Annotated in this window: 30 protein-coding genes, 1 pseudogene and 1 riboswitch; of the genes and pseudogenes, 15 read left to right on the top strand and 16 right to left on the bottom strand. The window is 62.0% G+C overall.

Going from position 1 to position 25,444, the window contains the following annotated elements; translation table 11 throughout:
* The first annotated feature begins 4 nt into the window (after positions 1 to 4).
* A complete protein-coding gene (locus tag EDE09_RS24910; protein WP_132413194.1) occupies positions 5 to 223 on the top strand; it encodes a 4-oxalocrotonate tautomerase family protein in 219 nt (72 codons plus the stop codon).
* A gap of 121 nt (positions 224 to 344) precedes the next feature.
* Here the strand turns inward: EDE09_RS24910 and EDE09_RS24905 are convergent, their stop codons facing one another.
* Positions 345 to 1,214 carry an aldo/keto reductase family oxidoreductase gene (locus EDE09_RS24905; protein WP_105374313.1) on the bottom strand — a complete coding sequence of 290 codons (870 nt, stop codon included), beginning with the start codon at positions 1,212 to 1,214 and terminating at the stop codon, positions 345 to 347.
* A 113-nt stretch (positions 1,215 to 1,327) separates the two neighbouring features.
* On the opposite strand from EDE09_RS24905, the gene EDE09_RS24900 reads away from it, so the two are divergent.
* Positions 1,328 to 2,263, top strand: coding sequence for a LysR family transcriptional regulator (locus EDE09_RS24900; RefSeq protein WP_112803369.1), 936 nt, complete (start codon positions 1,328 to 1,330; stop codon positions 2,261 to 2,263).
* 38 nt (positions 2,264 to 2,301) lie between these two features.
* On the opposite strand, the gene EDE09_RS24895 is transcribed toward EDE09_RS24900, so the two are convergent.
* Both EDE09_RS24895 and EDE09_RS24890 read right to left on the bottom strand, forming a co-directional pair.
* Positions 2,302 to 2,691, bottom strand: coding sequence for a RidA family protein (locus EDE09_RS24895; RefSeq protein ID WP_132413188.1), 390 nt, complete (start codon positions 2,689 to 2,691; stop codon positions 2,302 to 2,304).
* Between the two features lie 118 nt (positions 2,692 to 2,809).
* Positions 2,810 to 3,658, bottom strand: a complete 849-nt coding sequence (locus EDE09_RS24890) for an SDR family oxidoreductase (RefSeq protein ID WP_105374310.1) — start codon at positions 3,656 to 3,658, stop codon at positions 2,810 to 2,812.
* Between the two features lie 97 nt (positions 3,659 to 3,755).
* Between EDE09_RS24890 and EDE09_RS24885 the strand changes: the two genes are divergently transcribed.
* Positions 3,756 to 4,658 (top strand): LysR family transcriptional regulator, encoded by a 903-nt coding sequence (locus EDE09_RS24885; RefSeq protein ID WP_105374309.1) that lies wholly within the window; start codon positions 3,756 to 3,758, stop codon positions 4,656 to 4,658.
* Between the two features lie 62 nt (positions 4,659 to 4,720).
* Here EDE09_RS24885 and EDE09_RS24880 read toward each other — a convergent pair whose 3' ends face one another.
* Together EDE09_RS24880 and EDE09_RS24875 are read right to left on the bottom strand one after the other, a co-directional pair.
* Positions 4,721 to 5,065: an Atu4866 domain-containing protein gene (locus tag EDE09_RS24880; protein WP_132413186.1), complete on the bottom strand. Its 345-nt coding sequence runs from the start codon at positions 5,063 to 5,065 to the stop codon at positions 4,721 to 4,723.
* Between the two features lie 10 nt (positions 5,066 to 5,075).
* Entirely contained in the window at positions 5,076 to 5,801 is a 726-nt protein-coding gene (locus EDE09_RS24875) for an SDR family oxidoreductase (RefSeq protein WP_105374320.1), read from the bottom strand.
* Positions 5,802 to 5,921: 120 nt separating this feature from the next.
* Here EDE09_RS24875 and EDE09_RS24870 point away from each other — a divergent pair, with 120 nt between their 5' ends.
* Together EDE09_RS24870 and dusA are read left to right on the top strand one after the other, a co-directional pair.
* Positions 5,922 to 6,830 carry a LysR family transcriptional regulator gene (locus EDE09_RS24870; protein ID WP_112803365.1) on the top strand — a complete coding sequence of 303 codons (909 nt, stop codon included), beginning with the start codon at positions 5,922 to 5,924 and terminating at the stop codon, positions 6,828 to 6,830.
* A 295-nt stretch (positions 6,831 to 7,125) separates the two neighbouring features.
* Entirely contained in the window at positions 7,126 to 8,202 is a 1,077-nt protein-coding gene (dusA, locus tag EDE09_RS24865) for a tRNA dihydrouridine(20/20a) synthase DusA (RefSeq protein WP_112803363.1), read from the top strand.
* An 871-nt stretch (positions 8,203 to 9,073) separates the two neighbouring features.
* On the opposite strand, the gene EDE09_RS24860 is transcribed toward dusA, so the two are convergent.
* Positions 9,074 to 9,346: a hypothetical protein gene (locus EDE09_RS24860; RefSeq protein ID WP_205839372.1), complete on the bottom strand. Its 273-nt coding sequence runs from the start codon at positions 9,344 to 9,346 to the stop codon at positions 9,074 to 9,076.
* Positions 9,347 to 9,759: 413 nt separating this feature from the next.
* On the opposite strand from EDE09_RS24860, the gene EDE09_RS24855 reads away from it, so the two are divergent.
* Positions 9,760 to 10,881, top strand: coding sequence for a class I SAM-dependent methyltransferase (locus EDE09_RS24855; RefSeq protein WP_105374305.1), 1,122 nt, complete (start codon positions 9,760 to 9,762; stop codon positions 10,879 to 10,881).
* Positions 10,882 to 10,958: 77 nt separating this feature from the next.
* Here the strand turns inward: EDE09_RS24855 and gcvP are convergent, their stop codons facing one another.
* Genes gcvP through gcvT form a run of 3 tightly spaced genes read right to left on the bottom strand, consistent with a single transcriptional unit; the run spans position 10,959 to position 15,339 of the window.
* Complete coding sequence (gene gcvP / locus EDE09_RS24850) at positions 10,959 to 13,823, bottom strand: aminomethyl-transferring glycine dehydrogenase (protein ID WP_105374304.1); 2,865 nt, start codon at positions 13,821 to 13,823, stop codon at positions 10,959 to 10,961.
* Positions 13,820 to 14,182, bottom strand: coding sequence for a glycine cleavage system protein GcvH (gcvH, locus tag EDE09_RS24845; RefSeq protein ID WP_105374303.1), 363 nt, complete (start codon positions 14,180 to 14,182; stop codon positions 13,820 to 13,822). The genes gcvP and gcvH overlap by 4 nt, the downstream gene beginning before the upstream one ends.
* Before the next feature lie 20 nt (positions 14,183 to 14,202).
* On the bottom strand, positions 14,203 to 15,339 hold the full coding sequence (gene gcvT / locus EDE09_RS24840; protein WP_105374302.1) for a glycine cleavage system aminomethyltransferase GcvT: 1,137 nt from the start codon (positions 15,337 to 15,339) through the stop codon (positions 14,203 to 14,205).
* Positions 15,340 to 15,490: 151 nt separating this feature from the next.
* Positions 15,491 to 15,578: riboswitch (glycine riboswitch) on the bottom strand.
* A gap of 191 nt (positions 15,579 to 15,769) precedes the next feature.
* Between gcvT and EDE09_RS24835 the strand changes: the two genes are divergently transcribed.
* Positions 15,770 to 16,141, top strand: coding sequence for a hypothetical protein (locus tag EDE09_RS24835; protein ID WP_105374301.1), 372 nt, complete (start codon positions 15,770 to 15,772; stop codon positions 16,139 to 16,141).
* A 244-nt stretch (positions 16,142 to 16,385) separates the two neighbouring features.
* Positions 16,386 to 16,793: pseudogene (locus EDE09_RS24830) on the top strand (copper chaperone PCu(A)C); the annotation flags it as partial.
* Between the two features lie 40 nt (positions 16,794 to 16,833).
* On the opposite strand, the gene EDE09_RS24825 reads toward EDE09_RS24830, so the two are convergent.
* Entirely contained in the window at positions 16,834 to 17,250 is a 417-nt protein-coding gene (locus EDE09_RS24825; protein WP_105374299.1) for a DUF2000 domain-containing protein, read from the bottom strand.
* A gap of 130 nt (positions 17,251 to 17,380) precedes the next feature.
* Between EDE09_RS24825 and EDE09_RS24820 the strand changes: the two genes are divergently transcribed.
* Complete coding sequence (locus EDE09_RS24820; protein WP_105374319.1) at positions 17,381 to 17,878, top strand: Lrp/AsnC family transcriptional regulator; 498 nt, start codon at positions 17,381 to 17,383, stop codon at positions 17,876 to 17,878.
* Positions 17,879 to 17,894: 16 nt separating this feature from the next.
* Here EDE09_RS24820 and EDE09_RS24815 read toward each other — a convergent pair whose 3' ends face one another.
* Positions 17,895 to 18,173 (bottom strand): hypothetical protein, encoded by a 279-nt coding sequence (locus tag EDE09_RS24815; protein ID WP_132413184.1) that lies wholly within the window; start codon positions 18,171 to 18,173, stop codon positions 17,895 to 17,897.
* Positions 18,174 to 18,296: 123 nt separating this feature from the next.
* Between EDE09_RS24815 and crcB the strand changes: the two genes are divergently transcribed.
* The 6 genes from crcB to EDE09_RS24785 are packed head-to-tail and all read left to right on the top strand — an operon-like array spanning position 18,297 to position 21,945.
* The gene (gene crcB / locus EDE09_RS24810; protein WP_105374297.1) at positions 18,297 to 18,674 is read left to right on the top strand and encodes a fluoride efflux transporter CrcB; all 378 of its coding nucleotides are present in this window, start codon (positions 18,297 to 18,299) and stop codon (positions 18,672 to 18,674) included.
* Between the two features lie 38 nt (positions 18,675 to 18,712).
* Positions 18,713 to 19,702, top strand: a complete 990-nt coding sequence (locus tag EDE09_RS24805) for an RluA family pseudouridine synthase (RefSeq protein ID WP_105374296.1) — start codon at positions 18,713 to 18,715, stop codon at positions 19,700 to 19,702.
* A gap of 15 nt (positions 19,703 to 19,717) precedes the next feature.
* Positions 19,718 to 19,948 (top strand): hypothetical protein, encoded by a 231-nt coding sequence (locus EDE09_RS24800; protein WP_105374295.1) that lies wholly within the window; start codon positions 19,718 to 19,720, stop codon positions 19,946 to 19,948.
* Complete coding sequence (locus EDE09_RS24795; protein ID WP_105374294.1) at positions 19,945 to 20,598, top strand: HAD family hydrolase; 654 nt, start codon at positions 19,945 to 19,947, stop codon at positions 20,596 to 20,598. Before EDE09_RS24800 ends, EDE09_RS24795 begins: the two co-directional genes overlap by 4 nt.
* 10 nt (positions 20,599 to 20,608) lie before the next feature.
* The gene (locus EDE09_RS24790) at positions 20,609 to 21,400 is read left to right on the top strand and encodes an ATP12 family chaperone protein (protein ID WP_112803359.1); all 792 of its coding nucleotides are present in this window, start codon (positions 20,609 to 20,611) and stop codon (positions 21,398 to 21,400) included.
* Positions 21,401 to 21,456: 56 nt separating this feature from the next.
* Positions 21,457 to 21,945 (top strand): hypothetical protein, encoded by a 489-nt coding sequence (locus EDE09_RS24785; RefSeq protein ID WP_105374292.1) that lies wholly within the window; start codon positions 21,457 to 21,459, stop codon positions 21,943 to 21,945.
* Between the two features lie 3 nt (positions 21,946 to 21,948).
* On the opposite strand, the gene fghA is transcribed toward EDE09_RS24785, so the two are convergent.
* From fghA to EDE09_RS24760, 5 genes are all read right to left on the bottom strand, one after another.
* Entirely contained in the window at positions 21,949 to 22,782 is an 834-nt protein-coding gene (fghA, locus tag EDE09_RS24780) for an S-formylglutathione hydrolase (protein ID WP_105374291.1), read from the bottom strand.
* Complete coding sequence (locus tag EDE09_RS24775; RefSeq protein ID WP_105374290.1) at positions 22,782 to 23,243, bottom strand: YaiI/YqxD family protein; 462 nt, start codon at positions 23,241 to 23,243, stop codon at positions 22,782 to 22,784. Before EDE09_RS24775 ends, fghA begins: the two co-directional genes overlap by 1 nt.
* A 60-nt stretch (positions 23,244 to 23,303) precedes the next feature.
* The gene (locus EDE09_RS24770) at positions 23,304 to 23,492 is read right to left on the bottom strand and encodes a YegP family protein (RefSeq protein ID WP_105374289.1); all 189 of its coding nucleotides are present in this window, start codon (positions 23,490 to 23,492) and stop codon (positions 23,304 to 23,306) included.
* Between the two features lie 68 nt (positions 23,493 to 23,560).
* Positions 23,561 to 24,688: an S-(hydroxymethyl)glutathione dehydrogenase/class III alcohol dehydrogenase gene (locus EDE09_RS24765; RefSeq protein ID WP_112803357.1), complete on the bottom strand. Its 1,128-nt coding sequence runs from the start codon at positions 24,686 to 24,688 to the stop codon at positions 23,561 to 23,563.
* 97 nt (positions 24,689 to 24,785) lie between these two features.
* Positions 24,786 to 25,409: a GNAT family N-acetyltransferase gene (locus EDE09_RS24760; RefSeq protein WP_105374287.1), complete on the bottom strand. Its 624-nt coding sequence runs from the start codon at positions 25,407 to 25,409 to the stop codon at positions 24,786 to 24,788.
* Positions 25,410 to 25,444: the final 35 nt, after the last annotated feature.

Here is a 25,444-nt window from a genome sequence, read left to right as displayed (position 1 = left end):
TCCCATGCCCTTCGTCAATATCAAGACGCCTGAAGCCGCGCTCAGCCGAGCCCAGAAGGAAGAGATCGTGCACCGCGTGACGGATATGATCGTTGAATACTTCTCCGAAGCGGCACGGCCGCACACGATGGTGCTGATTGAGGAAGTGAAGGACGGCGGTTATGGCCGCGCTGATGAGATTTTCGTCCTGCCGGAAGCCTATCGCGTCAGGGAAGACAGTTAAGGCGAAGCCCATCGAGAGCCGGTGCGGACGTTCCGCGCCGGCTCTTGCGGAAACAGAGATGGCCGTCCCACCGCCGCGTCACGGTCGCCCGCCCCGGCCATGGTCCTTTCGCCTGTTCACCTCAGGCCGGCAACATTCCGTCGAGTTCGGCCATTGCGTCTTCCGGGATATCCACTTCGGCGGCGGCGATGTTCTGCCTCAGATGGACACGCGAGGAGGTGCCGGGGATCAACAGGATGTTTGGTGCCCGTTTCAGCAGCCAGGCGAGCGCCACCTGCATCGGCGTCGCGCCGAGCCGGGCCGCCACATCCGACAGCGTCGAGGATTGCAGCGGCGAAAAGCCGCCGAGGGGGAAGAAGGGCACATAGGCGGTGCCCTCCGCGGCAAGCCTGTCGATCAGGGCATCGTCGCCGCGGTTGGCGAGATTGTACATGTTCTGAACGCAGACGATCTCCGTGATCCTGCGTCCTTCCGCGATTTGGCTCGCGGTCACGTTCGAAAGACCGATATGCTGGATCAGCCCCTGACGTTTGAGATCGGCCAGCACGGTCAGCGGCTCCTCGATCGAACCCTCGGCCGGGCCGTGCACGCTGAACATGGCGCGCAGGTTCACAACTTCGATCGCATCGAGTGCAAGATTGCGCAGGTTGTCATGCACGGCCTGCGTCAGTTCTTCCTTGGTGAAGGCCGGGATCCATGAAGCATCTGAGCCGCGCCTGGCACCCACCTTGGTGACGATGACCAGGTCGTCCCGGTAGGGATGGAGCGCTTCATGAATGATCTCGTTGGTAACGTGCGGGCCGTAGAAGTCGCTGGTGTCGATATGGTTGACGCCGCTTTCGACGGCTTCGCGCAGTACGGCGACCGCTTCGGCGCGGTCGTTGGGTGGGCCGAAAACGCCCTTGCCGGCGAGCTGCATCGCTCCATAGCCGAGCCGGTTTACCGCTCGGTTGCCGAGCACAAAAGTTCCTGATTTTGCCACACTGGACATGCGCCTGTCTCCGTTCTTGATGACGTAGCTGAGGTAAACACGTTCCCCTGACCGGACAATCAGCTATGCTCTGCACAGGCTGTACGAGATGCCGGACAATTGAAGGAGGGAATATGGAACGGGACAGGCCGGACATGGCCGACGTCGGCGCCTTCATGAAGGTGGCCCGGGCCGGCGGCTTCCGAGAGGCGGCTCGGGCGAGTGATATCAGCGCGTCCGCGCTGAGCGACGCCGTGCGGCGCCTCGAGGCGGAACTCGGCGTCAGGCTTCTCAACCGCACCACACGCAGCGTGGTGCCGACGGAAGCCGGTCGCGGGCTGATGGAGCGGCTCGGACCGGCATTCGGCGAGATCAATGCCGCGCTCGATTTCGCCCGCGGTTTCCGCGACCGCCCGGCGGGCGTGCTGCGGCTGAACGTGCCGGTCAGCGCCGCAAGGCTGGTCCTGCCGCCCATCGTCTCGCCCTTCCTTGCGGCCTATCCCGACATCAGGCTTGAGATCATGACTGACGAGAGCTTCGTGGATGTGATCGCCGCGGGTTGCGATGCCGGCATCCGCTACGACGAACGGCTGCAGCAGGACATGATTGCCGTGCCGATCGGGCCTCGCATCCAGCGCTATGCGAGCGGCGCCTCGCCAGCCTACCTGGATGTGCGCGGCCGACCGCAGCATCCGCGCGACCTGCTTTCCCACAGCTGTATCCGCGGCCGCTTCGTCGGCCGGCCAATCAGTCCCTGGGAGTTCGAGCGGGACGGTGAGGCCGTCACGATCGACCCGCCCACCTCTCTCGTGGTGCAGGCGGGCGGCGGCTCGGATCTTGGGATCGCAGCGGCGATTGCCGGGACCGGCATTGTCTCCATCTTCGAGGACTGGCTGCGTCCGTACTTCGAAAGCGGAGCGCTGGAGCCAGTGCTGGAGCCATGGTGGCTGAGCTTTCCCGGGCCCTTCCTTTACTATCCCGGGCGCCGGCTGGTGCCAGCGCCCCTGCGCGCCTTCATAGATTTCATCAGAGCTACGCCGCCAGCTCGGCCGAGTGAGTCCGTGTCGTGAAGGGCGTCAGCGCCAATCTGCCAATCCGTTGCCGATCCTCAAGGAATGCGGGCGATGACCTTGATCTCAAAGTCGAAGCCTGCGAGCCAGTTGACGCCCACCGCCGTCCAGTTCGGATAGGGCGGTGCGCCGATCTCTTCCGCGTGGATGGCCATCACTGTCTCGACCTGTCCGGCCGGGTCGGTGTGAAAGGTGGTGACGTCGACGATATCCTCCAGACTGCAGCCGGCAGCGGCCAGGACCGCGCGCAGATTGGCGAAGGCCCGCCGAACCTGATCCTCGAAGAGCGGCTCCGGGGAGCCGTCTTCACGGCTGCCGACCTGACCGGAAACGAAAAGAAGATCGCCGGAGCGAATGGCTGCTGAATATCGATGGAGATCGTACAAGGCATGGCGCTTGGCGGGGAAGATGGCTTCACGTGGGTGCATTTGGTGTTCCTTTGTGTTGATGGCGGGACAGCCCGCGGTTGCGGGCGCCACGGCGTCTGTAGGGAAGAGGGGCGGCGTTGAGAGGGCATCCGCCTGGCCGGTCGGGTGGGGAGGTGGATCAAAGCCGCGCCAATTCCTCCTCGGTAAAGTCGGCGGCGATCGCGACGTCCTTCTGTCTGTCGAGCTCCTCGATGCGGCAAAGCAGTGCCTTGCGGATCCCTGCATAGGCATCGGCACCGAGCACCAGCCGCTTCGGAAGCGGACCCTCCTGATCGGCAAGTCTGATCATCGCGTCCGTCATGCGGTCGGGGTCGCCCTTGATAACCCAGGAGCCTCGGGCGGCTTGGCGAATTCCGTCGGCAGGGGTCCCCTCATAAACCGCGAGCGGCTCGGCCTGCGCAAGATTGCCGCCGAACGCGGTGCGCGCCGGGCCGGGTTCTATGAGGCTGAACTCGATGCCGAAGGGAGCCGTCTCCTGCGCTACGGACTCGACAAAACCTTCGATACCCCACTTGGTCGCGTGATAGAGGCTGAAGGCGGGGTAGGCGATTTGGCCTCCCTCGCTGGACACTTGCAGGATGCGGCCGCCGCCTTGGTTGCGCAGATGCGGCAATGTCGCCTGCATGAGCGTGATCGCGCCGATGAGATTGGTGGCTATGATATCCCGTACCTGCGCGTCGCTAGCTTCTTCGGCCGCGCCGAGTAGGCCATATCCTGCATTGCTGACAACGATGTCGATGCGGGGTGACGCCGCGAAGGCGCGGTCGACCCCGGCACGGACCGAGCGCTGGTCCTTGAGATCCATCGCGACGATGCTGAGCCGTTGAGGGTAGCGTGACTGCAGGTCGGCCAGCGTACCCTCGCTGCGGCTGGCGCCGACAACGCGGTCTCCTCTGAACAGCGCCTTCTCCACCAGCAGCCGGCCCAAGCCGGACGACACACCTGTTATGAGCCAGGTCTTTTCCATTTCATATCTCCTGGTTGACTGCCAACAGGAAATAGGACGGCCGAATTGCGATCATTAGCCCTTGAAATCGGCATGAGCTGATGCAAAAAACCCATCAATGTCTCGCCCGTCGCTCAACGATCTCGCTGCCTTCATGGCCGTCGCCACGCACCGTAGCTTCCGCCGTGCGGCTGATGAGATAGGGGCGGCGCCTTCCACCTTGAGCCATGCCATACGGGGGCTGGAGGAGCGCATGGGCGTGCGTCTCCTCAACCGCACCACGCGCAGCGTCTCGCCGACGGAAGCCGGTTTCCGCTTGCTCGACCGGCTTCAGCCGGCGCTCGCTTCGCTGGATGAGGCGCTCGACAGTATCTCCGGGTTCAGGGGACAGGTGGCAGGAACGGTTCGCATCAATACCCCGCGATTATTGGCCGGTCTCCTCGTCCGCAGGGTCCTTCCGAAAATGACGAGGCTCTATCCTGACGTGACGCTGGACATTGTCGTCGAGGGACGGCTGATCGACATCGTGTCCAGTGGCTTTGATGCCGGCGTGCGCCTCCTGGAATCGGTTCCCAAGGACATGATAGCTTTGCCGTTCGCGCGTCCCTTGACATTCATCTGTGTGGCCTCGCCCGCTTATCTCGATCAGCTCGGCGAGCCGGAAACCCCGGAGGAACTTGAGCGCCATCGTTTGATCGGCCACCGCATGCCCAGCGGCAAATTCTATCGATGGGAGTTCGAGCGCGCAGCCCAGGAGATTGTCATCGACACGAACGGCTCCATCATCCTCGACGACGAGGAGCTGATGGTGGAAGCGGCGATAGAGGGCCTGGGCATTGCCTATGTCGCGGATTGGGCGGCCGAAGCGGCTCTGTCCGATGGCCGGCTGCGCAGAGCCCTCGCTGCGTGGATGCCCGCTCCGGAAAGAGTTGCAGTCTATTACCCGGGACATCGGGCCGTGCCGCCGGCGCTGCGAGCCTTTCTGGATGTTGTAGCCGGGTTGCGGAAGCAAGAACCTTGAGCGGACGGCCGAGCGGCCGTCCTGCCATCTGCCGCTTCTGTGGGGGGCTCCCTGTCGGGCACTTAGTCCCGGCGGTATAGGATCATGCCGCCGTGATGCAGCACCCCGTCGATGAATTCTCCATCGGCGGTGAAGCCGGTATCGTCCCAGTAGTCGATGTGGTTGCCTCTGACCTCGTACCGGCCCTGATAGGCACTCTCGCGGTTTCCGCGGGCCTCGTCATAGCGTCCGTTCGCAAGCAGGTGATGACGGACCCGGCCGTCGGCCGTTACCCACATTCCCACATAAGGGTGGTTTTGCGCCGGTTGAGGGGCGCTCTTTTCAGTTTGCATTTGGGCGGAACCTTTCTCCAGCGGAACAAGGGCGGTCAGGGCCACTGTGGCGGCAAGCATCGATAACTGCTTCATTGCGACCTCCTCATTTTGTCTTCGTCGGCCGGACGACGATCTCGTTCACATCGACGTCGGCTGGTTGCTCGATGGCGAAGCGCACAGCGCGGCCGATCGCGTCCGGCTGCAGCGCGACGGCGCGATAGGTTCTCATCAGTTCCGCGGCGGACGGATCGGTGATGGTGCCGGCAAGCTCGCTCTCGACGACGCCCGGATGGATGCAAGTGACGCGGATATCGTCATGCTCCTGTCTCAGGCCGTCGGAGATGGCCCTGACGGCGAATTTAGTGGCACAGTAGACCGCAGCCGTGGGGGACACGGTCAGCGCTCCGATCGAGGCTATGTTGATGATGTGGCCCGAGCCTCGCGCAACCATGTCCGGCAGCACCGCGGCGATGCCATGGAGCACGCCCTTTATGTTGACATCCACCATCCGGTCCCACTCGTCGACCTTCATGGAGGCCATAGGCGACAGCGGCATGATGCCGGCATTGTTGACGATAACGTCGACCCGGCCGAAGGCATTGCGCGCTGCCTCGGCGAAGGCCGCGACATCGGAGCGGTCGGTGACGTCAAGACGGCGGGTCATCACATCGGCGCCGCCCGCCCGGATTTCTTCCGCCAGCGCTTCCAGGCGATCGGTGCGGCGTGCGCCGAGCATGAGCGTGGCTCCGGCGGAGCCAAGCTCCCGGGCAATGCCCGCACCGATACCGCTGGAGGCGCCGGTTATGAGGACGACTTTGTGGAGGGCCATATCTCGTTTCCTTCTACTGATCAGGTCGACCGCCCTGTAGCGGTTGCCAGCAAGATAGATCTGCTCCATTGTTTCCATAAGCTGCCTATTCCTTTTCAACATGGAAAGAAAATCTAACCAATGTCTATAGATCTCAATGCGCTGGCCGTTTTCGCGCTGGTGGCCGAGGAGAAGAGTTTTCGCGCCGCGGCGGACCGGCTGGATGTGACCCGCTCAGCCGTCAGCCAGACGATCAGACGGCTGGAAGAGACGCTGGGTATAGCACTGGTACAGCGCACTACTCGGAGCGTCAGCCTGACCGAGGCGGGCGAACGGCTGCTCGGCGACGTGGCTCCGGCGATTGCGGAACTGCGTGTGGCGATGGACGCTGTGGGTGATTTGCGCGCCCGTCCCCGCGGGCAGCTAAGGCTTGCCGTCTCCTCGATTGCGGAGGACTTTCTTTCGGGGCCGCTCCTGGCGAGCTTTGCCGCGGCCTATCCGGAAGTTCAGCTCGACATCACGGTGACTGACGAGGAATTCGATATCGTTGCCGAAGGGTATGATGCCGGCGTAAGGCTCGGCGAGGTCATCGAACAGGACATGATCGCCGTGCCGATTGCCGGTGACGAGCGGCAGCTCGCCGTCTGCGCGCCGGCATATCTTCAGCGTTTCGGTGCGCCGTCGCATCCGAGCGAGCTTGTCGCGCATCGCTGCATCGGTTGGCGGCCGGCGCCGAAAGCGGCGCCCTATCGCTGGGAATTCGCGGAAAACGGCAAGGAGTTCAGCGTCGCGGTGATGCCCGAGATCACCACCAACGACATGGCGTTGATGATCAAGCTCGCAGTGGCCGGCGCGGGCATCACCTTCGGCATGGAGGAAAGCTTCCGCCCGTGGATGGAGCGGGGCGAACTGGTTCCGCTGCTTGAGCAATACTGCCCGCGCTTTGCCGGCTTCTATCTCTATTATCCGAGCCGCCGCAACCTGGCGCCGAAGCTGCGGGCGCTTGTCGATCATATGCGTCGACGCGATCGCGGTGCGGCCGCATCGTGATCCGCTGATTTTCAACAAGCTGGCGCCTGATGGGCGGACCTGCAACTTCTGGCCTGGCTCTGTCGCGCCAGATTTGGCAAGTTGGCGACCGCGCTTCCTCATCTATGCGGTGGTTGCCGGCTGCCTATCAAAAGTCTTCGTCTCATGATAAGTGACGCCGTCGCGCATGACCCGCTGTAGCCGGCGCTGCCGTCCTTGGCTTGCGCGCGGTGATGGGTCCATGAGCGCATCCTCATTTGGTTCTAGTGGGTCCATTGGGCCAAATCCGCTCCGAAGCCGGCGGGTTTAGCGCAAGATGAGCTTGAACAAGACGGAGAAGAAAGCGTTGCAAGGGCCTGAAAGAAAAACAAAAGACAACTATTTCAAGGCTCCCGTCTTCGCCGTTGCCCCTATGATCGACTGGACGGACCGGCATTGCCGTTTCCTGCACCGGCAATTGTCTAGGCAGGCGCTGCTTTATACCGAAATGGTGGTGGCGGACGCGATCATCCACGGTCCGCGCCAGAGGCTGCTTTCCTATTCGCCGGAGGAACATCCGGTCGCGCTGCAGCTTGGCGGATCGGACGCGGCCAAATTGTCCGAAGCGGTCCGGATTGCGACGGACTACGGTTATGACGAAATCAACCTCAATGTTGGCTGTCCGTCGGACCGGGTGCAATCGGGCACCTTCGGCGCCTGCCTGATGCGCGACCCGGGGCATGTAGCGGACCTCGTTTCGGCGATGAAGCGAGTCTCGAAGGTGCCGGTAACGGTGAAATGCCGGATCGGCATCGACGACCAGGAGCCGGCGGACGTGCTGCCGGATTTCCTCGCGCGGATGATCGGCGCCGGGGCCGACGCGATCTGGATCCATGCCCGAAAAGCCTGGCTGCAGGGGCTGAGCCCCAAGGAAAACCGGGAAATTCCGCCGCTCGACTACGGTCTCGTCCATCGGATGAAGCAGGAAAATCCCGGCGTCTTCATCGGCATCAACGGCGGCATCGCCGATCTCGATCAGGCCGCAGGTCACCTTGAGGTGATGGATGGTGTGATGCTCGGCCGCGCCGCCTACCAGAATGCGGGGCTGCTTGCCGGGGTGGATGCTTTGGTGGCAGGAACTGATGCGGCCGACCCGGATTGGCTGGCCTTGCGCGACAGTATGATGGCCTATGCGGAAGGCGTGATCACTGCCGGAGGGCGGCTGCACCATGTCACGCGGCACATGGTCGGGTTGTTCCAGGGATTTGCGGGTGCCCGCCGTTTTCGCCAGATCCTGTCGGCAGAAGCAACTCGACCCGGGGCAGGCGTCGAGGTCATCACTGCGGCCTTTGCGGCGGTGGACATTGCGGCTGGTTCGCGCGTTCAGCCCGAGGAGAAGATGCTGGCCGGGTAAGGACAAGACGGACTCCCTCCTTGGTGTTCTCGGTTTTTTTTGTCGGACGGGGCGCTGGGAGCTGCCTCGTAAGTTAGTTTATAGGTGACACCTCTCAGCGCCCCGTTCGGCGGTTTTTATCCGCGACTCCGGTCCCTCTGCCGTGGCCTTTCCGGATGGTGTTCGTCTGGTTCCTGATACCCGTCCGGATCCTCGGGTTTAACCCGAGGACCAACCGGCAAGGGTGAACAGGCGCCGCCGCCGGACTTTCCGCTGTAAGCGGACGGACTTGAACACAAGCCCGGCGAAACCATCCTTTGGGCCACCATGTGTGCCGCACAGGCACGCCCGGCGCGCTCTTTCGGGCATCAGAAGCAGGTGGCCGGTCCGAAACCATCCCGCTTCCCCCGTGTCGCCGGAGGGAGACCATTTTCCGCGGACCCCGATGATGGAGGTTTACGTCGTCCCTCCACCACCAGCGCCGGCCCCGCCTCGCCAGGACGCCTCCTGGTGTATCCGATGCGGGACGGGGAAATTGTAGGCACGAGGCGAAGGGGTGGGGATGAAGGGGGACGACTTTTTTGTTCGTCATCCTCGTTCTCGGGTTTAACCCGGGGATAACCCAAGGCACAAACGAATGAAATCAGATGATTAGGCCTTCGCGCGATTCGGAATAAATCGACTTCACGACCAAAAATGCTTGTTTTTGGATCCTCGAGGTCATCGCCGGGTCAAGCCCGAGGATGACAAAGGAGAGCGTGTCGCCGGAGGGAGACCATTTTCCGCTGACCCGGATGGTGAAGGTTCACGTCGTATCTCTACTACCAGCGCCGGCACTAATATCCCCGCTCTCGAGGGCGATGATGTCAGTCCCCACAGCGCGGTTCCGCGCTCAGACGTCGTCCAGTCTTCGCAGAAGCTGCTGGATCCTCGAGGGCTTTGACGGCAGATCCGCCGGTTCCGACTTCAGAAGGTTTCGCTCCGTCAGGTCGAATTGATACCAGTCGATCAGAGCGGAAGCGACATCGGCTGCCGATTCATCGGTCAGGTCGACGGCGTTTTCCTCGCACCAGGCTTCCAGAAATTTCTGCAGCAGATCAAGGTCATCAGGACCAAGAAGAACTGCCGATTGCTTGGCGTATCGCTGAAGCATAAGCATTCTCATCAAGTATCCGCGGCTGCCTTGCCTCAGCAGTCCCGCGGCACCCCATATGGCAAAAGGGCAACGATTCTCTCGCGAGACTGTCGCAATTCGAGCTTGTGCAGGGCTTTCTAATATTCCGGCAGCCGTACGACTTGGCGGACGACGCCTGCCACATCTAACGTAACTGCTGCAAAGCGTTACTGTTCCGCCCATACCGGCGAGCCATGCCAACTCCAAAGGGAGGAAAAGCCGCTATACTGGCCATCGCTCTCACTGGGAAAGCCCGTTGCCAGTAGTTCTTTCGGAGGAACCGGGGAAGAACCAGCAATCAATATGGGGCGTTGACGATGTAGAAGGCCTGACAATACCTTTCGATCAACCGGTAGATCACTCGGCCTTGGGTCGGATATCGGGGCTGCATTGGAAGAGACACTGTGCTACCCACGCTCAAATCCTTTGTTCATCACGCTCGGCCGATCCTTCGTGCCCAGGCAAGGGGGCCCAATATCGTCCAGCCGCGGGAGCAGCTCGACCAACCGGTAGACCGAGAACCCGGCGAAGGTTCGACGAACGGCTTCCGGGTGCAATCGAATGGGATGTCCGGAAGGGCGCAGGGCATGATATCGGCATGCGACGGTCTGCTGAGCTGCCCCGATTGCCGCGCCGATCTTGCCGCACCCAGAAGATGCGATGCATGCGGACGGGAATTCGTACGGGAGGACGAGCGGCCGAACCTGATGCCACGCGGCGGCGGCACCGTCCGTTTTGAATGGCCCGCACAGGCGTTCAATCCAGCAACCATCCCTGACGTGGAGATCCTGCGCTTTCCCCCGGCGCACGGCCAGCCCAAGGGCGGCATCTATCACCTCGACCGGGCGCATGAGGCGTGCCTGAACGAGCTGCCGGCGGGAAGTACGGTGCTGGAAATCGGCTGCGGCGGCGGCCAGATGCGAAAATGGATGGGCGAGCGCGGCATCCACTATATCGGCGTCGACGTGGCTGTCGACCGCGTGCACGACTGGCTGCGCAGCCATGGCGGCCCGGATATTCTCTGCGATGCTCATGTGCTGCCCTTCCGCGACGGGAGCTTCGACGCGGTTTATGCGTCCGCCGTATGGGAGCATCTGGCCTTTCCCCAGCTTGCTGCGAAGGAGGCGGCCCGGGTTCTGAAGCCCGGCGGCGTCTGCCTTGGCTCGGCTTCGTTTCTCGAACCCTGGCACGACGCAAGCTATTATCACATGACACCTTATGGGGTTTTCATGACGCTGAGCCTTGCGGGGTTCAAGGCGATCCAGATCTGGCCCGAGACGAAGTGGTCGGGCTTCCGGGCGATGCTCGAGATGGGCAACAAGGCGACGCGGGCGATACGCGGCCTGTCCTGGCTGATCTATGGCTGGTACCTGGCTCCCAAAGCGGCTCAGGCCTGGCTGCGCAGGGGGCGAAAGCCCGACGAACAGGCGCTTTTGCACCCCATCGCCGAGATGGCCGGCGCTATTGCGTGGATCGCAAGGAAGTCCGATAGCCGGCTGCCGGAGCGGACGGAAACTTCGAGCTAATTCGTTTCAATGGGCCGCCGTCTTACTGCGGCGGTAGCCTGGGCGGCCTGACGAAAACAGGCCGCCCGTGATCGCGGTTATTCCGCGGCTTCGGCGTAAGATTCCATCGGCGGGCAGGTGCAGACGAGGTTGCGGTCGCCATAGACGTTGTCGACGCGGTTGACCGGCGACCAGTATTTGTCCACGCGGAAGGCGCCCGGCGGATAGCAGGCCTGTTCGCGGCTGTAGGGGCGGTCCCATTCGCCAACCAGGTCTTCCACCGTATGCGGGGCGTTTTTCAGCGGGTTGTTCGTCCGATCCATGCGGCCGTCCTCGATGGCACGGGCTTCCTCGCGGATCGCCAGCATTGCGTCGCAGAAGCGGTCGAGCTCGGCCTTGGTCTCGCTCTCGGTCGGCTCGATCATCAGCGTGCCGGCGACCGGCCAGCTCATGGTCGGGGCATGGAAACCGCAGTCGATCAGGCGTTTGGCGACATCGTCGACGCTGACGCCGGCAGAGGCGTTGAGCGGGCGCGTGTCGATGATGCATTCGTGGGCGACGCGGCCTGCCTCCGACTTGTAGAGCACGTCATAGGCACCCTTGAGACGCGCGGCGATATAGTTGGCGTTGAGGATCGCCACCTTCGTCGCCTGGGTCAGGCCTTCGCCACCCATCATCAGGCAATAGGACCAGGAGATCGGCAGGATCGACGGCGAGCCGAACGGGGCTGCCGAGACTGCGCCCTCGCGACCGTCGCTTTCCGGATGACCCGGCAGATGCGCTGCGAGATGCGCCTTGACACCGATCGGACCCATGCCAGGGCCGCCGCCGCCATGCGGGATACAGAAGGTCTTGTGGAGGTTGAGGTGGGAAACGTCGGAGCCGATGTCACCGGGGCGGGACAGGCCGACCATTGCGTTCATGTTGGCGCCGTCGAGATAGACTTGACCGCCGTGGGCGTGGGTAATCTCGCAAATCTCCTTCACCGTCTCCTCGAAGACGCCGTGGGTCGAAGGATAGGTGATCATGCAGCATGAGAGGTTTTCCGCATACTGCTCTGCTTTTGCTCGGAAATCTTCGATATCGACATCACCGTTTTCCTTGGCCTTGACCGGCACGACCTTCATGCCGACCATCTGTGCGGAAGCTGGATTGGTGCCGTGCGCGGAGGTCGGGATAAGGCAGACATCGCGATGCGTGTCGCCATTGGCGATGTGATAGTTGCGGATGGTCAGGAGACCCGCGTATTCGCCTTGCGCGCCGGAATTCGGCTGCATGGAGAACGCGTCGTAGCCGGTGATCTGGCAGAGCTTTGCGGATAGATCGTCGATCATCTCCTTATAACCGAGCGCCTGGTCGGCGGGTACGAAGGGGTGGATGTCGGCAAATTCCGGCCAGGTAATCGGCAGCATTTCCGCCGTGGCGTTGAGCTTCATGGTGCAGGAGCCGAGTGGGATCATCGCCCGGTCGAGCGCCAGATCCCGGTCCGAGAGCCGGCGGATATAGCGGGTCATCTCGCTTTCGGCGCGGTTCATGTGGAAGATCGGATGGGCCATATAGGCCGATTTGCGCAGCAGCGCGTTCGGCAGACGGTATTCCGGTTCGAAATCGGAAACCTCGAAATTGCCGCCGAAGGCGCGCCAGACCGCTTCGAGCGTCGCGGGGCGGGTGCGCTCGTCGAGCGACATGCCGATCTTCGTCTCACCGACCTTGCGCAGGTTGATGCCTTCGGCCACAGCGGCACGCAGGATGAGACCCTGCATATGTCCGACTTCGACGGTAATGGTGTCGAAGAAGGTGTCGGGCTCGATTGTATAGCCGAGCCTTTCGAGGCCCTTGGCCATCAATACAGCCTTCTTGTGGACCTGCTGGGCGATCGCCTTCAGACCGTCGGGGCCGTGAAAGACGCCGTACATGGACGCCATGACGGCCAGCAGCACCTGAGCGGTGCAGATGTTCGAGGTCGCCTTTTCTCGGCGGATATGCTGCTCGCGGGTCTGGAGCGACAGGCGATAGGCGCGGTTGCCGCGGCTGTCGACCGAGACGCCGACGAGACGGCCCGGCATGGCGCGCTTGTGGGCGTCCTTGACCGCCATATAGGCCGCATGCGGTCCGCCGTAACCGACCGGCACGCCGAAGCGCTGCGACGAGCCGATGGCGATGTCGGCGCCCATTTCGCCGGGGGATTTCAGGAGCGTCAGCGCCAGAAGATCGGCCGCGACCGCTGCGACCGCGCCCGTCTGGTGGAGGCGCGCGATCAGGCCGGAGAAGTCGTGGCAGTGGCCGTTGGTGCCGGGATACTGGAAGATGGCGCCAAAAACGTCGACAGGATCGAGATCAGTCATCGGGTCGCCGACGACGACGGTCCAGCCAAGCGGGGCGGCGCGAGTCTCGATCAGGGCGATGGTCTGGGGATGGCAGGCGCTATCGACGAAGAAGGCCGTCGCCTTGGACTTCGCCTGGCGCTGGCAGAGCGCCATGGCTTCGGCGGCGGCGGTTGCCTCGTCAAGCAGAGAGGCGTTGGCGACATCGAGGCCGGTCAGGTCGCAGATCATGGTCTGGAAATTCAGGAGCGCTTCCAGGCGGCCCTGCGAGATTTCCGGCTGGTACGGCGTGTAGGCCGTGTACCAGGCGGGATTTTCCAGAATATTGCGCTGGACGACGGGCGGCGTGATCGTGCCGTAATAGCCCTGGCCGATCAGCGAGACGAGCGCCTTGTTCTTGTTGGCGGTGTCGCGCAGCTTGTCGAGCGCTTCGCGTTCCGTCAGCGCCGGCCCCCAGGCAAGCGGGACGGTCTGGCGGATCGAGGCGGGGACAGTGGCGTCGATCAGCTTGTCGAGCGACGGATAGCCAACGACTTTCAGCATCTCCGCCATTTCGGCCGGAGAGGGGCCGATATGCCGGCGGTTTGCGAAGTCGTACGGCTGGTAGTCGGTGAAGTGGAAATCTGTGGAGTCGCTCATGCGATGAGGTCCTTATAGGCGGCTTCGTCGAGCAGCGCGTCGGCATCGGAAGCGTTCTTGAGCTTCAGCTTGAAGAACCAGCCGGCACCCTGCGGATCCGAATTGACGATCGAGGGATCGTCGACGATCGCCTGGTTGACCTCGGCGACTTCGCCATCGAGCGGACAATAGACATCGGATGCCGCCTTCACGGATTCCACTGTGGCGGCATTGCCGTCCTTCGTCAGTTCGGCACCCACTTCCGGCAGTTCCACGAAAACGAGATCGCCGAGCTGTTCGGCAGCGTGAGAGGTGATGCCGACGGTGGCGACGTCGCCTTCGAGCTTCAGCCATTCATGTTCGGCGGTAAATTTCAGCATGGTTCTCTCCGGAGGGTTTTTTAGCGTTTGTAGGTGGGGGCGATGAAAGGGAGTTTGGCGACGGTAACGGGCAGGAACCTGCCACGGACCTCGGCAAAGATCTGGGTGCCAGGCTCGGCATATTGGGTCGGGACATAACCCATAGCGACCGGGCCTTCGACCGAAGGGCCGAAGGTGCCGGAGGTGACCTCGCCGAGTTCGATCTTGCCTTCGGCGTCCGCAAAAAGCTTGGCGTGCGAGCGGACGGGGGCTTTGCCTTCCGGCTTCAGGCCGACGCGGCGGCGCGAGGTGCCGTTCGTCAGTTCATCCAGGATGCGACCGGCGCCAGGGAAGCCCCCGGCGCGTTCGCCGCCCGGACGGCGGGCCTTCTGGATCGCCCATTCGAGCGAGGCCTCGATCGGAGAGGTCGTCGTGTCGATGTCGTTGCCATAGAGGCAGAGCCCGGCTTCGAGCCGCAGCGAATCGCGGGCGCCGAGGCCGATCGGCATGCAATGCAGATCCTCGAGCAGCGCCTTGGCGAGTTGTTCGGCGTCTTTAGCGGGGACGGAGATCTCGAACCCGTCCTCGCCGGAATAACCGGAGCGGGAGACGATGCAGGCGGCATCGTGAAGGCTGGCGTCGCAGACATCCATGAACTTCATGTCAACGACATCCGGCCAGAGTTCGGCGAGCACTGCCTCGGCCCTGGGGCCTTGTAGCGCGAGAAGCGCCCGGTCCTCAACGAGCGTCACGTCGCAATCCGAAAGATGCGCCTTCATATGGGCGACATCGGCCTCCTTGCAGGCGGCGTTGACGACGACCAAGAGGTGATCGCCGCGATTGGTGATCATCAGGTCGTCGAGGATACATCCGTTCTCGTCGGTGAAGAACCCGTAGCGCTGGCGGCCTCCCTTCAGGCCGAGGATATCCACCGGAACCAGGCTTTCCAGCGCCCTTGCCGCATCCTCATAGACACCGGATCTTGCTCTCACGAGAACCTGTCCCATGTGGGAGACGTCGAAAAGCCCGGCGGCCGTGCGGGTGTGCAGGTGCTCCTTGAGAACGCCCGCGGGATATTGCACCGGCATGTCATACCCGGCGAACGGCACCATCTTCGCTCCGAGCGACAGATGAAGGGCGTGAAGGGGTGTTTTCTTCAGTACGGTCTGATCGTCCAAGGACGCCTCCAGGTCTTGGCGCTTGACGCACCGGCTCACGGTCAGGCGCGTTGCCGCGCCGGTTTTTGAGCCCCCTCTGTCCCTTTCGCCTGAGATTGTTATCCCTTCGGCGAGTCTCTCCCTAAGGAAAAACTTCTCTCCAGAGTCCTGTCGACGCTCGCTGGTCCTTTTGCCTGAGAGTTTCCGGGGCGGTTGCTCCTTCGGCACCGCATTGAAGCGGATTCTCCCAGCGAGTTCGGCGTCATTATCCGCCTCGACCGGGGTTTGACAAGAGGCCAATGTCGCTCCGGACATAATTTCTGTCGCAGCGCAATGAACGCTGCTTGACCTGGTGCAAACAGCCGTCGTGGCTGCGTGGTATAGAGAGGACCATGTTTTGCGCTTCCCGACGAATTGGGTTATGCCGAGTGCTATTCGAGCAGGTTATGCAATGACGACAGGTCCCCGCACAGTGACAAGCGTGCTGCGCATCTTTTGCGCCGTACTCCTGCTTTCGCTGGGGCTTGGCCATCAGCCTGGAAGCGCCGCTCCGCTCGAATCGTTCGGCGAAGAATATCGGCTTCCGGACGGCACTTTCGCCGACATCTGCGCCGAGGGCGAGCACAGGCGGGAGCCGGCGGCAAAGCCGCTTTGCGAAGTCTGCCTGCTTGCCGCCTCGGTCATCCTGCCGCCGCCCAATGATGAAACATGGCTGGCGGGCGGGCAGCGATCCCATGCGAAGGCGCTGCCGAGGCCCGTCGAGACTTTCGGTGCGAGCGCGGTCGAGCGGCCGAGATCCCGCGCTCCACCTGCCTCGATCTGATCTTTGCATTCATACAGATCAATCGTTCCCGGTCGGACAGCCAAAGCGTGCTGTCACCGGAAGAGGACATATCATGAAGACCATCGCAAAAATCATCCTTTCAGGCATGCTCGCAACCGCCGGTGCTGCTCACACCTTCGCGCAACCTGTTTTCCTCAATGCATCGAGGCCAACGAACGACGTGATCATGGCGGCCGGCACGGATCACATGCAGGGCATGATGGCGGGCGGCGCAACCGCGACCGGCGAGGCAATCAAAGTCGGCGATCTGGTGATCACCGGGGCGTTCTCCAAGGCCATGCTGCCGGGTCAGCCTGTCGGCGGCGGATACCTGACCATCACGAACAACGGCGAAGTTGACGATATGCTGGTGTCCGCCTCCTCGCCGGTGGCAGGCGCGGTGGAACTGCATGAAATGGCGATGCAGGGGCAGGTGATGAAAATGCGCAAGCTCGATGCCGGAATCGCGATCCCAGCCGGACAGACGATCGAGCTGAAACCGGGCGGGCTGCACATGATGTTCATGAAGGTGAAAGAGCCCTTCAAGGCCGGTGGCGAAGTGCCCGTGACGCTGACATTCGAAAAAGCCGGACCGATCGAAGTCAAACTGGCCGTGGGCGCGGCTGGTCCGGGCGGCCACAAGACCAACTGACACCCCTCGGGAGGCCGCCAAAGGCGCGGCCTCATCTCCCTCAGCGGAGAAGCCTGAGGCTGCCGGTCAGCGATCTGACCCATTTCGACGGGCCGGCGAGCCCCAGGCCGTCGATTATCTCCTGCGACAGATCGCAGTTCGGGAAAGCGGCCTCATAGTCTCTGTAGTCATGCAGCGACCGGGCGAAAGCCGGGAAGGGTACGACGGCGCGGTCCTCGGACCGGCCGAGCGCCCGCAGGAGAAGCGCGCCGATCGTTTCCGCGTCTGCTGCGAGAATCGGCACCGGTTCATTGGAACTGGTGTCGATCGCGCGACCATCTCGGTCGGCGAGGGTTTGCCCGGCAAGCTGCGGCAGGCGCGCGCCGAGACCTACGGAAATGGCACTGACCGTATTGGCGACGAGGCCGATCGGCAGGGCGGGATTGACGACGATGGCAAGGCGGATGTCTTCGCTCATGATTTTCCGGCGTGGTTGGAAGCCGCCGGATGATAGTGCAGCTCGCCGGGATGATCTTACCTTTCGCTTCTGGTTCCTCGCCGTTTTTGGTAAGACTTACCGGCAATCAGCGAAGGATGGGCAGAAATTTATGGATGGTGAGATCGAACCGGCAGATGTGCGAATCTTGAAAGCTTTACAGGAAGACGGCCGGCTGACGAATCAGGCATTGGCGGAGAAGGTCGGGCTTTCGACGTCGCCGAGCTGGCGGCGGGTCAGGCATCTGGAAGAGAGCGGCGTTATCCAGGGGTATCGGGCAATCCTGGACCGGCGGGCGATCGGCCTCGGCGTGCTTGCCTTCATCCGCGTCAAGATCGACAGCCATAGCGAAGCGGAAGCGGAGGCTTTCGCGGACGAGGTAAGCCGGCTGGAAGAGGTGGTGGCATGCTACAGTATTGCCGGTGACGCTGACTTCCTGCTGCAGGTCGTCTCGCCCGATCTCGACGCCTATGCCGATTTCGCCATGTCGACTCTCAGGCGGTTGCCGCGCATCAAGGAAATGCAGACAACGTTCGTGCTGAAGGAGATCAAAGGCTTTGAAGGATTTCCGCTGAAGTTCGCGGGCAAATCCCGCAGGCAGGCGCCGTGAGGCGGACGGTAGGCAACTAATCTTCCAGATCCCGATACGCAGACTGGACCTGATGATAGGAAACCTGCTGATGCGGTTGATGACCCGCGCTCAAAAGGTCGACGGAAACGGCGGTGGCGGGAATCATCAGTTCGATGTCGCCGGGCTCGCCGGCATTCTGGGCACGTCTCGCATTACGCTCGGCGTCGGCCTTGATGTCTGCTGCCTGATCCTTTGGCGACAGGCGCCGGCCGGGTTTTAGCGCCTCTATGGCCATGGCGGCGGTGTTTGCCGAGATGCTAAGCACTTGAGTCATATGATCTGCCACTTCTTCTCCGATCATAAAGAAGTAAGCGGAACCCGATTCGTTCCGGTTTAAGCAAAAGGCCGGCATTTTATCGATTTGACGATTTTTTGTTCCAGGTTACAGAGTATGCCCATGAATCATATGCTTCTTGTTGCCATCGGGGGAGCTCTCGGCTCCGTCTGCCGCTATCTCGTCGGACTCTGGGCCCTGCGCCAATTCGGCCCGAACTTCCCTTGGGGCACACTCACGGTGAACGTGGCGGGTTCCTTCGCGATCGGCTTGCTCGCCGAGCTCATCGTACGGCGGTATGATGCTTCGCCCGAGATGCGGCTCTTGCTGATCACCGGGGTGCTCGGCGGCTTCACGACCTTTTCGGCGTTTTCACTGGACGTCATCACGCTTTTCGAGCGGGGCGCAGCGCTGGCTGGCGCAACTTATGTCCTCGCCAGCGTGGCGATCTCGCTCGGCGCCGTCTTTGCCGGGCTGGCGCTCGGGCGGGCAATGCTCTAAAGACCGGGCTCAATCAGACGAGACACGAAAGAGCGTTGATGGCAGGCATCGAGCATATCCGCGTCGAGGCGGACGAGGCGGGGATGCGTCTCGACCGCTGGTTCAAGATCCATTACCCAGGGCTCGGCTTCGGGCCGCTGCAGAAGCTCTTGCGTTCCGGCCAGGTGCGCGTCGATGGTGGGCGCGTCAAATCCGACACCCGGGTTCAACCGGGCCAGACGGTGCGCATTCCGCCCATGGATATAGACGCCAAGAAGACCGGCCCGATCGCCTCGAAGGACCTGAAGCATTCCAGCGATTTCGAGCTGCTGTCGCGCATGGTGCTGCACGAGGACGAGAAGGTCATTGTCCTTAACAAACCTGCAGGGCTTGCCGTACAGGGCGGTTCCGGCGTCACGCGGCATATCGACCAGATGCTCGACGCCTGGGTCAGCCCGAAGGGCGAAAAGCCGCGGCTCGTCCACCGCCTCGACCGTGACACATCAGGCGTGCTGGTGATCGCCCGCACCCGCGGTGCGGCACAGAAGCTGACAGCAGCCTTTCGCGAGCGGGACACGACGAAGACCTATTGGTCGCTCGTCAAAGGCGTGCCGCGCAAACACGAGGACAAGATCTCCACCTGGCTGGTGAAAGAGCAGACGCCCGACGGAGACCGCATGCGGATCGCCAAACATGGCGAGGAGGGGGCCGACCACGCGGTGTCTTATTACCGCGTTCTGGAAACGGCGGCGCAGACGCTCGCCTGGCTGGAGATGGAGCCCTATACAGGCCGCACCCATCAGCTTCGCGTTCACGCGCTGCATATCGGCCATCCGATCATCGGCGATCCCAAATATTTCGACGACGACCCGAACTGGGCCTTTCCGGGCGGCGTGCAGAAGAAGCTGCACCTGCATGCGCGGCATATCGATATTCCGCACCCGAACGGCGGGCGGCTGAGAGTGACGGCGCCCTTGCCGCCGCATATGCTCCAGACCTGGAACTTGCTGGGCTTCGATATGGAAAATGGCGCAAGGGAAGACGAGTAGCAGAGGTCAGGCAGAATGTTTCAAATGAATCCGGGTATTCCCGTTATCGCCTTCGCGGTGATTTTCGGTGCGTTGTTTATCTTTTTATGCCGTAAGCCAAACCGGTACATTAAGGATGCGACCAAACAGTCCATCGATGCAGCCAGCGAAAATACCAAAGCAATCGTGGCGAACACGGCGGCGCTTCGCGAACACACCGAGATCTTGCGCCAGTATCTCTCTGCGAAATCAGCGGAAAGCAAATGAAACTCGTTCTCTTCGATTGCGACGGTACGCTGGTCGACAGCGCCGGTCTCATCCACGAAACCATGCGCCGAACCTTCGCGCAATTCGGCAAGCCCGAACCGCAGGTCGAGGATACGAAGGCGATCATTGGACTGACGCTCGACATCGCGATTTCCCGAATGCAGGGAAAGGAGCATGTGGACGACGAGGCGGTCGCGATGACGGCCTATTACAAATCGCTGTTTTCGGTCGTCCGGCAGGACCTCGACTTCAAGGAGCCGCTGTTCCCGGGAATCCGGGCGCTGATCGATGAAATCGGCCCGCGCGAGGATCTGCTGATCGGCGCCGTTACCGGCAAGTCGCGGCGCGGGCTCAATCTCATCATGGAAACGCATGGCTTCCACACATACTTCGTCGTGGGGCGGACGGCGGACGATTGTCCCTCCAAGCCGCATCCGGCGATGGTGACGGAATGCTGCGACGAAACCGGCATGAGAGCGGCCGATACTCTTGTCATAGGCGACGCCATTTACGATATGCAGATGGCAAAGGCTGCCGGCGCCATGGCGATCGGCGTTTCCTGGGGTTATGCCTCGGTGGAAGAGCTGACGAAAGCCGGAGCCGACGCGATCGTCCATCATCCAAGCGAGATTCTCGCCCATATCGGCTGAGGTTGTTTTTATGCGCGACATCTTTCCCGACCCTTCGGACGTGCTGAGCCATGCGGATCCGACCAAGCGGGCGCAGATCCAGATGCAGAAGCCGCTGCCGAAACGTTTCTACAAGGAGGTAGGTGTCGCCGAAGGCGAGGGCGGTCACGCTATCCATCTCGACGGCAAGCCGGTGAAAACCCCTGCCAGGAACAGCCTTGTCGTTCCGACCGCAAGGCTGGCGGAACTTGTACGTGACGAATGGGCGTCGCAGGTGGAGGTCATCGACCCCCGCACCATGCCGGTCACAAGGCTCGTCAACACCGCAATCGACGGGGTTGCCGCCGATCCCCAGGCCGTATTCGAGGATATTCTCAGATTTTCGTCGAGCGACATGCTCTGCTACCGGGCCGAGGGACCTGAAAATCTTGTTATCAGGCAGAACGACAACTGGGATCCGATCATGGACTGGGCGGCGAACGAACTCGGTGCCCGCTTCATCCTGATCGAGGGCGTCATGCCTCGGGACCAACCCAAGGAGGCGATCGCCGCCTTTGCCGTGACGCTTCGCAAATACGATACCCCGATCGAACTGGCGGCATTGCATACGGTGACGTCGCTGACCGGATCGGCGATCCTGGCACTTGCCTTCGCGGAAGACCGCATCACGGATCAGGAAGCGTGGACGCTTGCCCATCTCGACGAGGACTGGACCAACGAGCTTTGGGGGGCCGACGCGGAAGCGGAGCATCGCCGCGCCAAGCGGTTCGAAGAAATGCAGGCGGCGGCGGCAGTTTTTCTCTCTCTGCGCCCCATCGCTTAAGCCTTCTCTAACCCTGTTTGGTGGAACATCCGGAAGTCTCGTCTTCCGGGTTTTTCATGTTCCGCCGCCTGTCCCGTTTTGCTCTTATCGTGCTCACGGCATTGCCGTTGACCGCATTTCGCATGCCCGCAGGGCACGAAAAGCGGGAGCAACTTCTTTATGACGTGCGCGGTGCGTTCGTGACGGCGCGCGGCAATGTTCCGCAGGGATTGGTGATCGCCACCGACATGCTTGTGGACGAGGCGATCCGCGGAACCACCCGTGCGTCCATGCTGCCGCGGACGATCATCGCCATCCGGATAGAGAAGGCCTCGCGCATCCCGCAATTGATCGGCAGCCGGCATGAGGCGAAAGTAACCGTCCAGGTGATTTCCGTCAGCAGCGGCGAGGCAATTGCCGAGGGAAGTTTCGAGACATCCGTCTTCCTACTGGAAGCAGGCGAGGCGGATAAGACGCTCGCCGAAAAGATCGCCGATCGGATCGCCTCAGAATTTCGCCTCAAGGGCGACGGGCGTCCGGCGATCGCGAGCGCGCTGTTTCCGTAAGGCTCATGCCAGCCGGTCCGCATGCCAGCGCAGATGGTCGTCCATGAAGGTGGAGATGAAGTAGTAGGAGTGGTCGTAGCGTTCGTGCATGCGCAGCGTCAGGCCGATATCGGTTCCCTCGGTCGCCTCCTCGAACAGCCACGGCCTGAGCCCGTTTTCCAGAAAGCCGTCCGCCTTGCCCTGGTCGATCAGGAACTCAGGAAAACGCGCGCCGTCTTCGACCAACGCGCAGGCATCGTATTGACGCCAGCTGGATTTGTCGGAGCCGAGATACTTTTCGAAAGCCGGCGCCGACCAGTCGGCCGTCGACGGCTGGACGATCGGCGCGAAGGCCGAGCAGCTTTTGAAGCGGCCCGGGTTTTTGAGCGCAATCGTCATGGCGCCGTGACCTCCCATGGAGTGACCGAAAATGCCCTGGCGGCTCATGTCCATGCGGAAGTGCTGGCTGACGAAGTTAGGCAGTTCCTCGGTGATGTAGGTGTACATCCGGTAGTGTTCCGACCAGGGCTTCTCGGTGGCGTCCAGGTAGAAACCGGCGCCCTTGCCCATCTGCCAATTGGTGAGTTCGTCCGGCACGTCGTTGCCGCGCGGGCTCGTATCCGGGCAGACGATGATGAGGCCCAGCTCCGAAGCCAACCGCCGGTATTCGCCCTTCTCCATGACGTTGGCATGGGTGCAGGTGAGGCCGGAGAGATACCAGAGGACGGGGCAGGGCTCTCGAATCGCTTTCGGCGGCACGAAGACCGCGAAGGTCATTTCGCAGCGGCAGGCTTCTGAATCATGGGCGAAGACGCCCTGCATGCCGCCGAAGGCGGTGTTCTGCGACAGAACTTTCATTATCGGTTTCCGGATTGCATTTCATTTTTGGAGCGGCGGCAGAGCCTGTCCAGCGTTTCGAGGAATTTGGATCGGTCACGCGGAGAGAAGGCGGCGTTGTAGCCCTTGCTTTCGCCGGTCTCGCGCAGATGCGCGCCGAGGTCGCGCATCGCGCTTGCCATTCCGATGTTCGCCTCGTCGAAAAGGCGGCCGGTCGGGCCTGTCACCAACGCGCCTCTGGAAACGCATCGAACGGCAAGCGGCACATCGGCGGTCACCACGATGTCGCCGGCATCTGCGTGCTCGGCGATCCAGTCGTCAGCCGCGTCGAATGCGCCCGAGACGATGACATTTCGAATCATGGGGTCCCTGGAAGGACGAAGGCCGGAATTGGCGACAAAGGTTACCTCAAGGCCGTGACGTTCCGCGACCTTGAGGATTTCCGGCTTTACCGGGCAGGCGTCGGCGTCGACATAGATCATGCTGCGTCATTCTCTGCAGGGGAACAATGCCGGCCGAGCCCGAACCGCGAGGACGAGGCCTCAGGCCATCGCCGTGGTCTGGTCGTCCGTGGTCGCCCCCGGCGCATTCTTCTTGATGGATTCAATGGCGGCAACGGCCGAAGCCTTTGCCGAATAGCCTTCGGACGAGAACAAGGTCTGGCCGTTCGATGCCTTGAAGCGGAAACGGAATTCGTCAGATTTGTCCTTGTAGATTTCGAACTTGTACATTCGGGAGTCCCCTCATTTGCAACACACAAGATGATAGAAGCGTTGTTCCCAAAGACAAGCCGGGCGTCTCAATAAACCACGACGCTTCGGATGCTTTCGCCGCCATGCATCAGTTCGAAGCCCTTGTTGATGTCTTCCAGCGGCATCGTGTGGGTGATCATCGGGTCGATCTCGATCTTACCCTGCATGTACCAGTCGACGATCTTCGGCACGTCGGTGCGGCCGCGGGCGCCGCCGAAGGCAGTGCCCATCCAGGTACGGCCGGTGACGAGCTGGAAGGGCCGGGTCGAAATTTCCTGACCGGCGCCTGCGACGCCGATGATGACTGACTTGCCCCAGCCGCGATGCGAACTTTCCAGCGCCTGGCGCATCACCTTCGTATTGCCGGTGCAGTCGAAGGTGTAGTCGGCGCCGCCGATCTGGTCGGCCCCGCGCTTGGTCATGTTGACGAGATAAGGGACGATGTCGTCGCCGACCTCCTTGGGGTTAACGAAATGGGTCATGCCGAAACGTTCGCCCCAGGCCTTCTTGTCGTTGTTCAAATCGACGCCGATGATCATGTCAGCGCCGGCAAGCCTGAGCCCTTGGATGACGTTCAGACCGATGCCGCCGAGGCCGAAGACGACCGCCGTCGATCCGACCTCCACCTTGGCCGTGTTGATGACCGCGCCGATGCCGGTCGTCACGCCGCAGCCGATATAACAGACCTTATCGAAGGGAGCGTCCGGATTGATTTTAGCAAGCGCGATCTCCGGCAGTACGGTGTAATTGGCAAAGGTCGAGCAGCCCATGTAGTGGTGGATCTTGTCCTTGCCGATCGAGAAGCGCGACGTCCCGTCCGGCATCAGACCCTGGCCCTGGGTGGAGCGGATCGCCGTGCAAAGATTGGTCTTGCGCGACAGACAGGACGGGCATTCGCGGCATTCCGGGGTATAAAGCGGGATGACATGATCGCCCTTCTTCACCGAGGTGACGCCGGGGCCGACATCAACGACGATGCCGGCGCCTTCATGGCCGAGGATTGCCGGGAAGAGGCCTTCGGGATCGGCACCCGACAGGGTGAAATCATCGGTATGGCAGATGCCGGTCGCCTTGATCTCCACCAGAACCTCGCCGGCCCGCGGGCCTTCGAGCTGCACGGTCATCACTTCCAGCGGTTTTCCAGCCTCTACGGCAACGGCGGCGCGGACATCCATGTCTCTCTCCCTTGGTGCATTCAAGAATCTTCGGCGGACCTTCGCACGGCCCGGCACATCGGCTCAAGCCGGAAGGAGCCATTTGCCGTCGCAATTGCTATGCTCTGCTACGATCCAAAAGCGGCACATGCGGCGAGGCGTTTTTCGGCGCCTGGCCGCAAAGGCGGGGGTCATCGAAAACTTCGACCATCAAGGCATAGGGGATGAAACCCGAGCGTCGGTAGAAGGGTAATGCGGCGGGCGAGTCGAAGTGGCAGGTATGGAGCCAGAAACGGCTTATCGGGCGAGCCCAGGCCTTTTCGATCGCGTGGTTCATAAGAAAGCGACCGGCGCCCTTGCCGATAGCGTCGCGGACGATCCCGAAGAAGACGAGCTCACATTCCCCATCCTGGCGAAAGTCGAGCTCGAGCAGGCCGATCTGACGTCCGCCGTCCTTAAGGACGTAGATCTCGACAAGCGGGTCGTGGAGAATTGCAGCAAGCGCTTGATCCTCCATGACAAGGCGTGAGACCCACATCCAATCTTCTCCGACCGCCCGGAAAAGAGAACGGTAGCCTTCAAGGTCCGGAGATTGCCACGCTTCCACAACAAGCGAACAATCGTTGCCGCGGGAGGGTGTTTCCGGCGGTGCCAGCATCTCCAGGCAAGTGACGACGGTCGCAAGTTTGCCCGGCGGAACGGCGGAATAGCCAGACGGCAGTGGAGGGTTCTCGGTCTTCATGCGCCCTTTGGAGCCATTCCGCCCATTATTGTCAA

This window comes from Neorhizobium sp. S3-V5DH, from assembly GCF_004343065.1.
In the GTDB taxonomy this organism is placed as follows: Bacteria; Pseudomonadota; Alphaproteobacteria; order Rhizobiales; family Rhizobiaceae; genus Neorhizobium; species Neorhizobium huautlense.
This window is presented reverse-complemented; position numbering and strand designations above follow the sequence as displayed.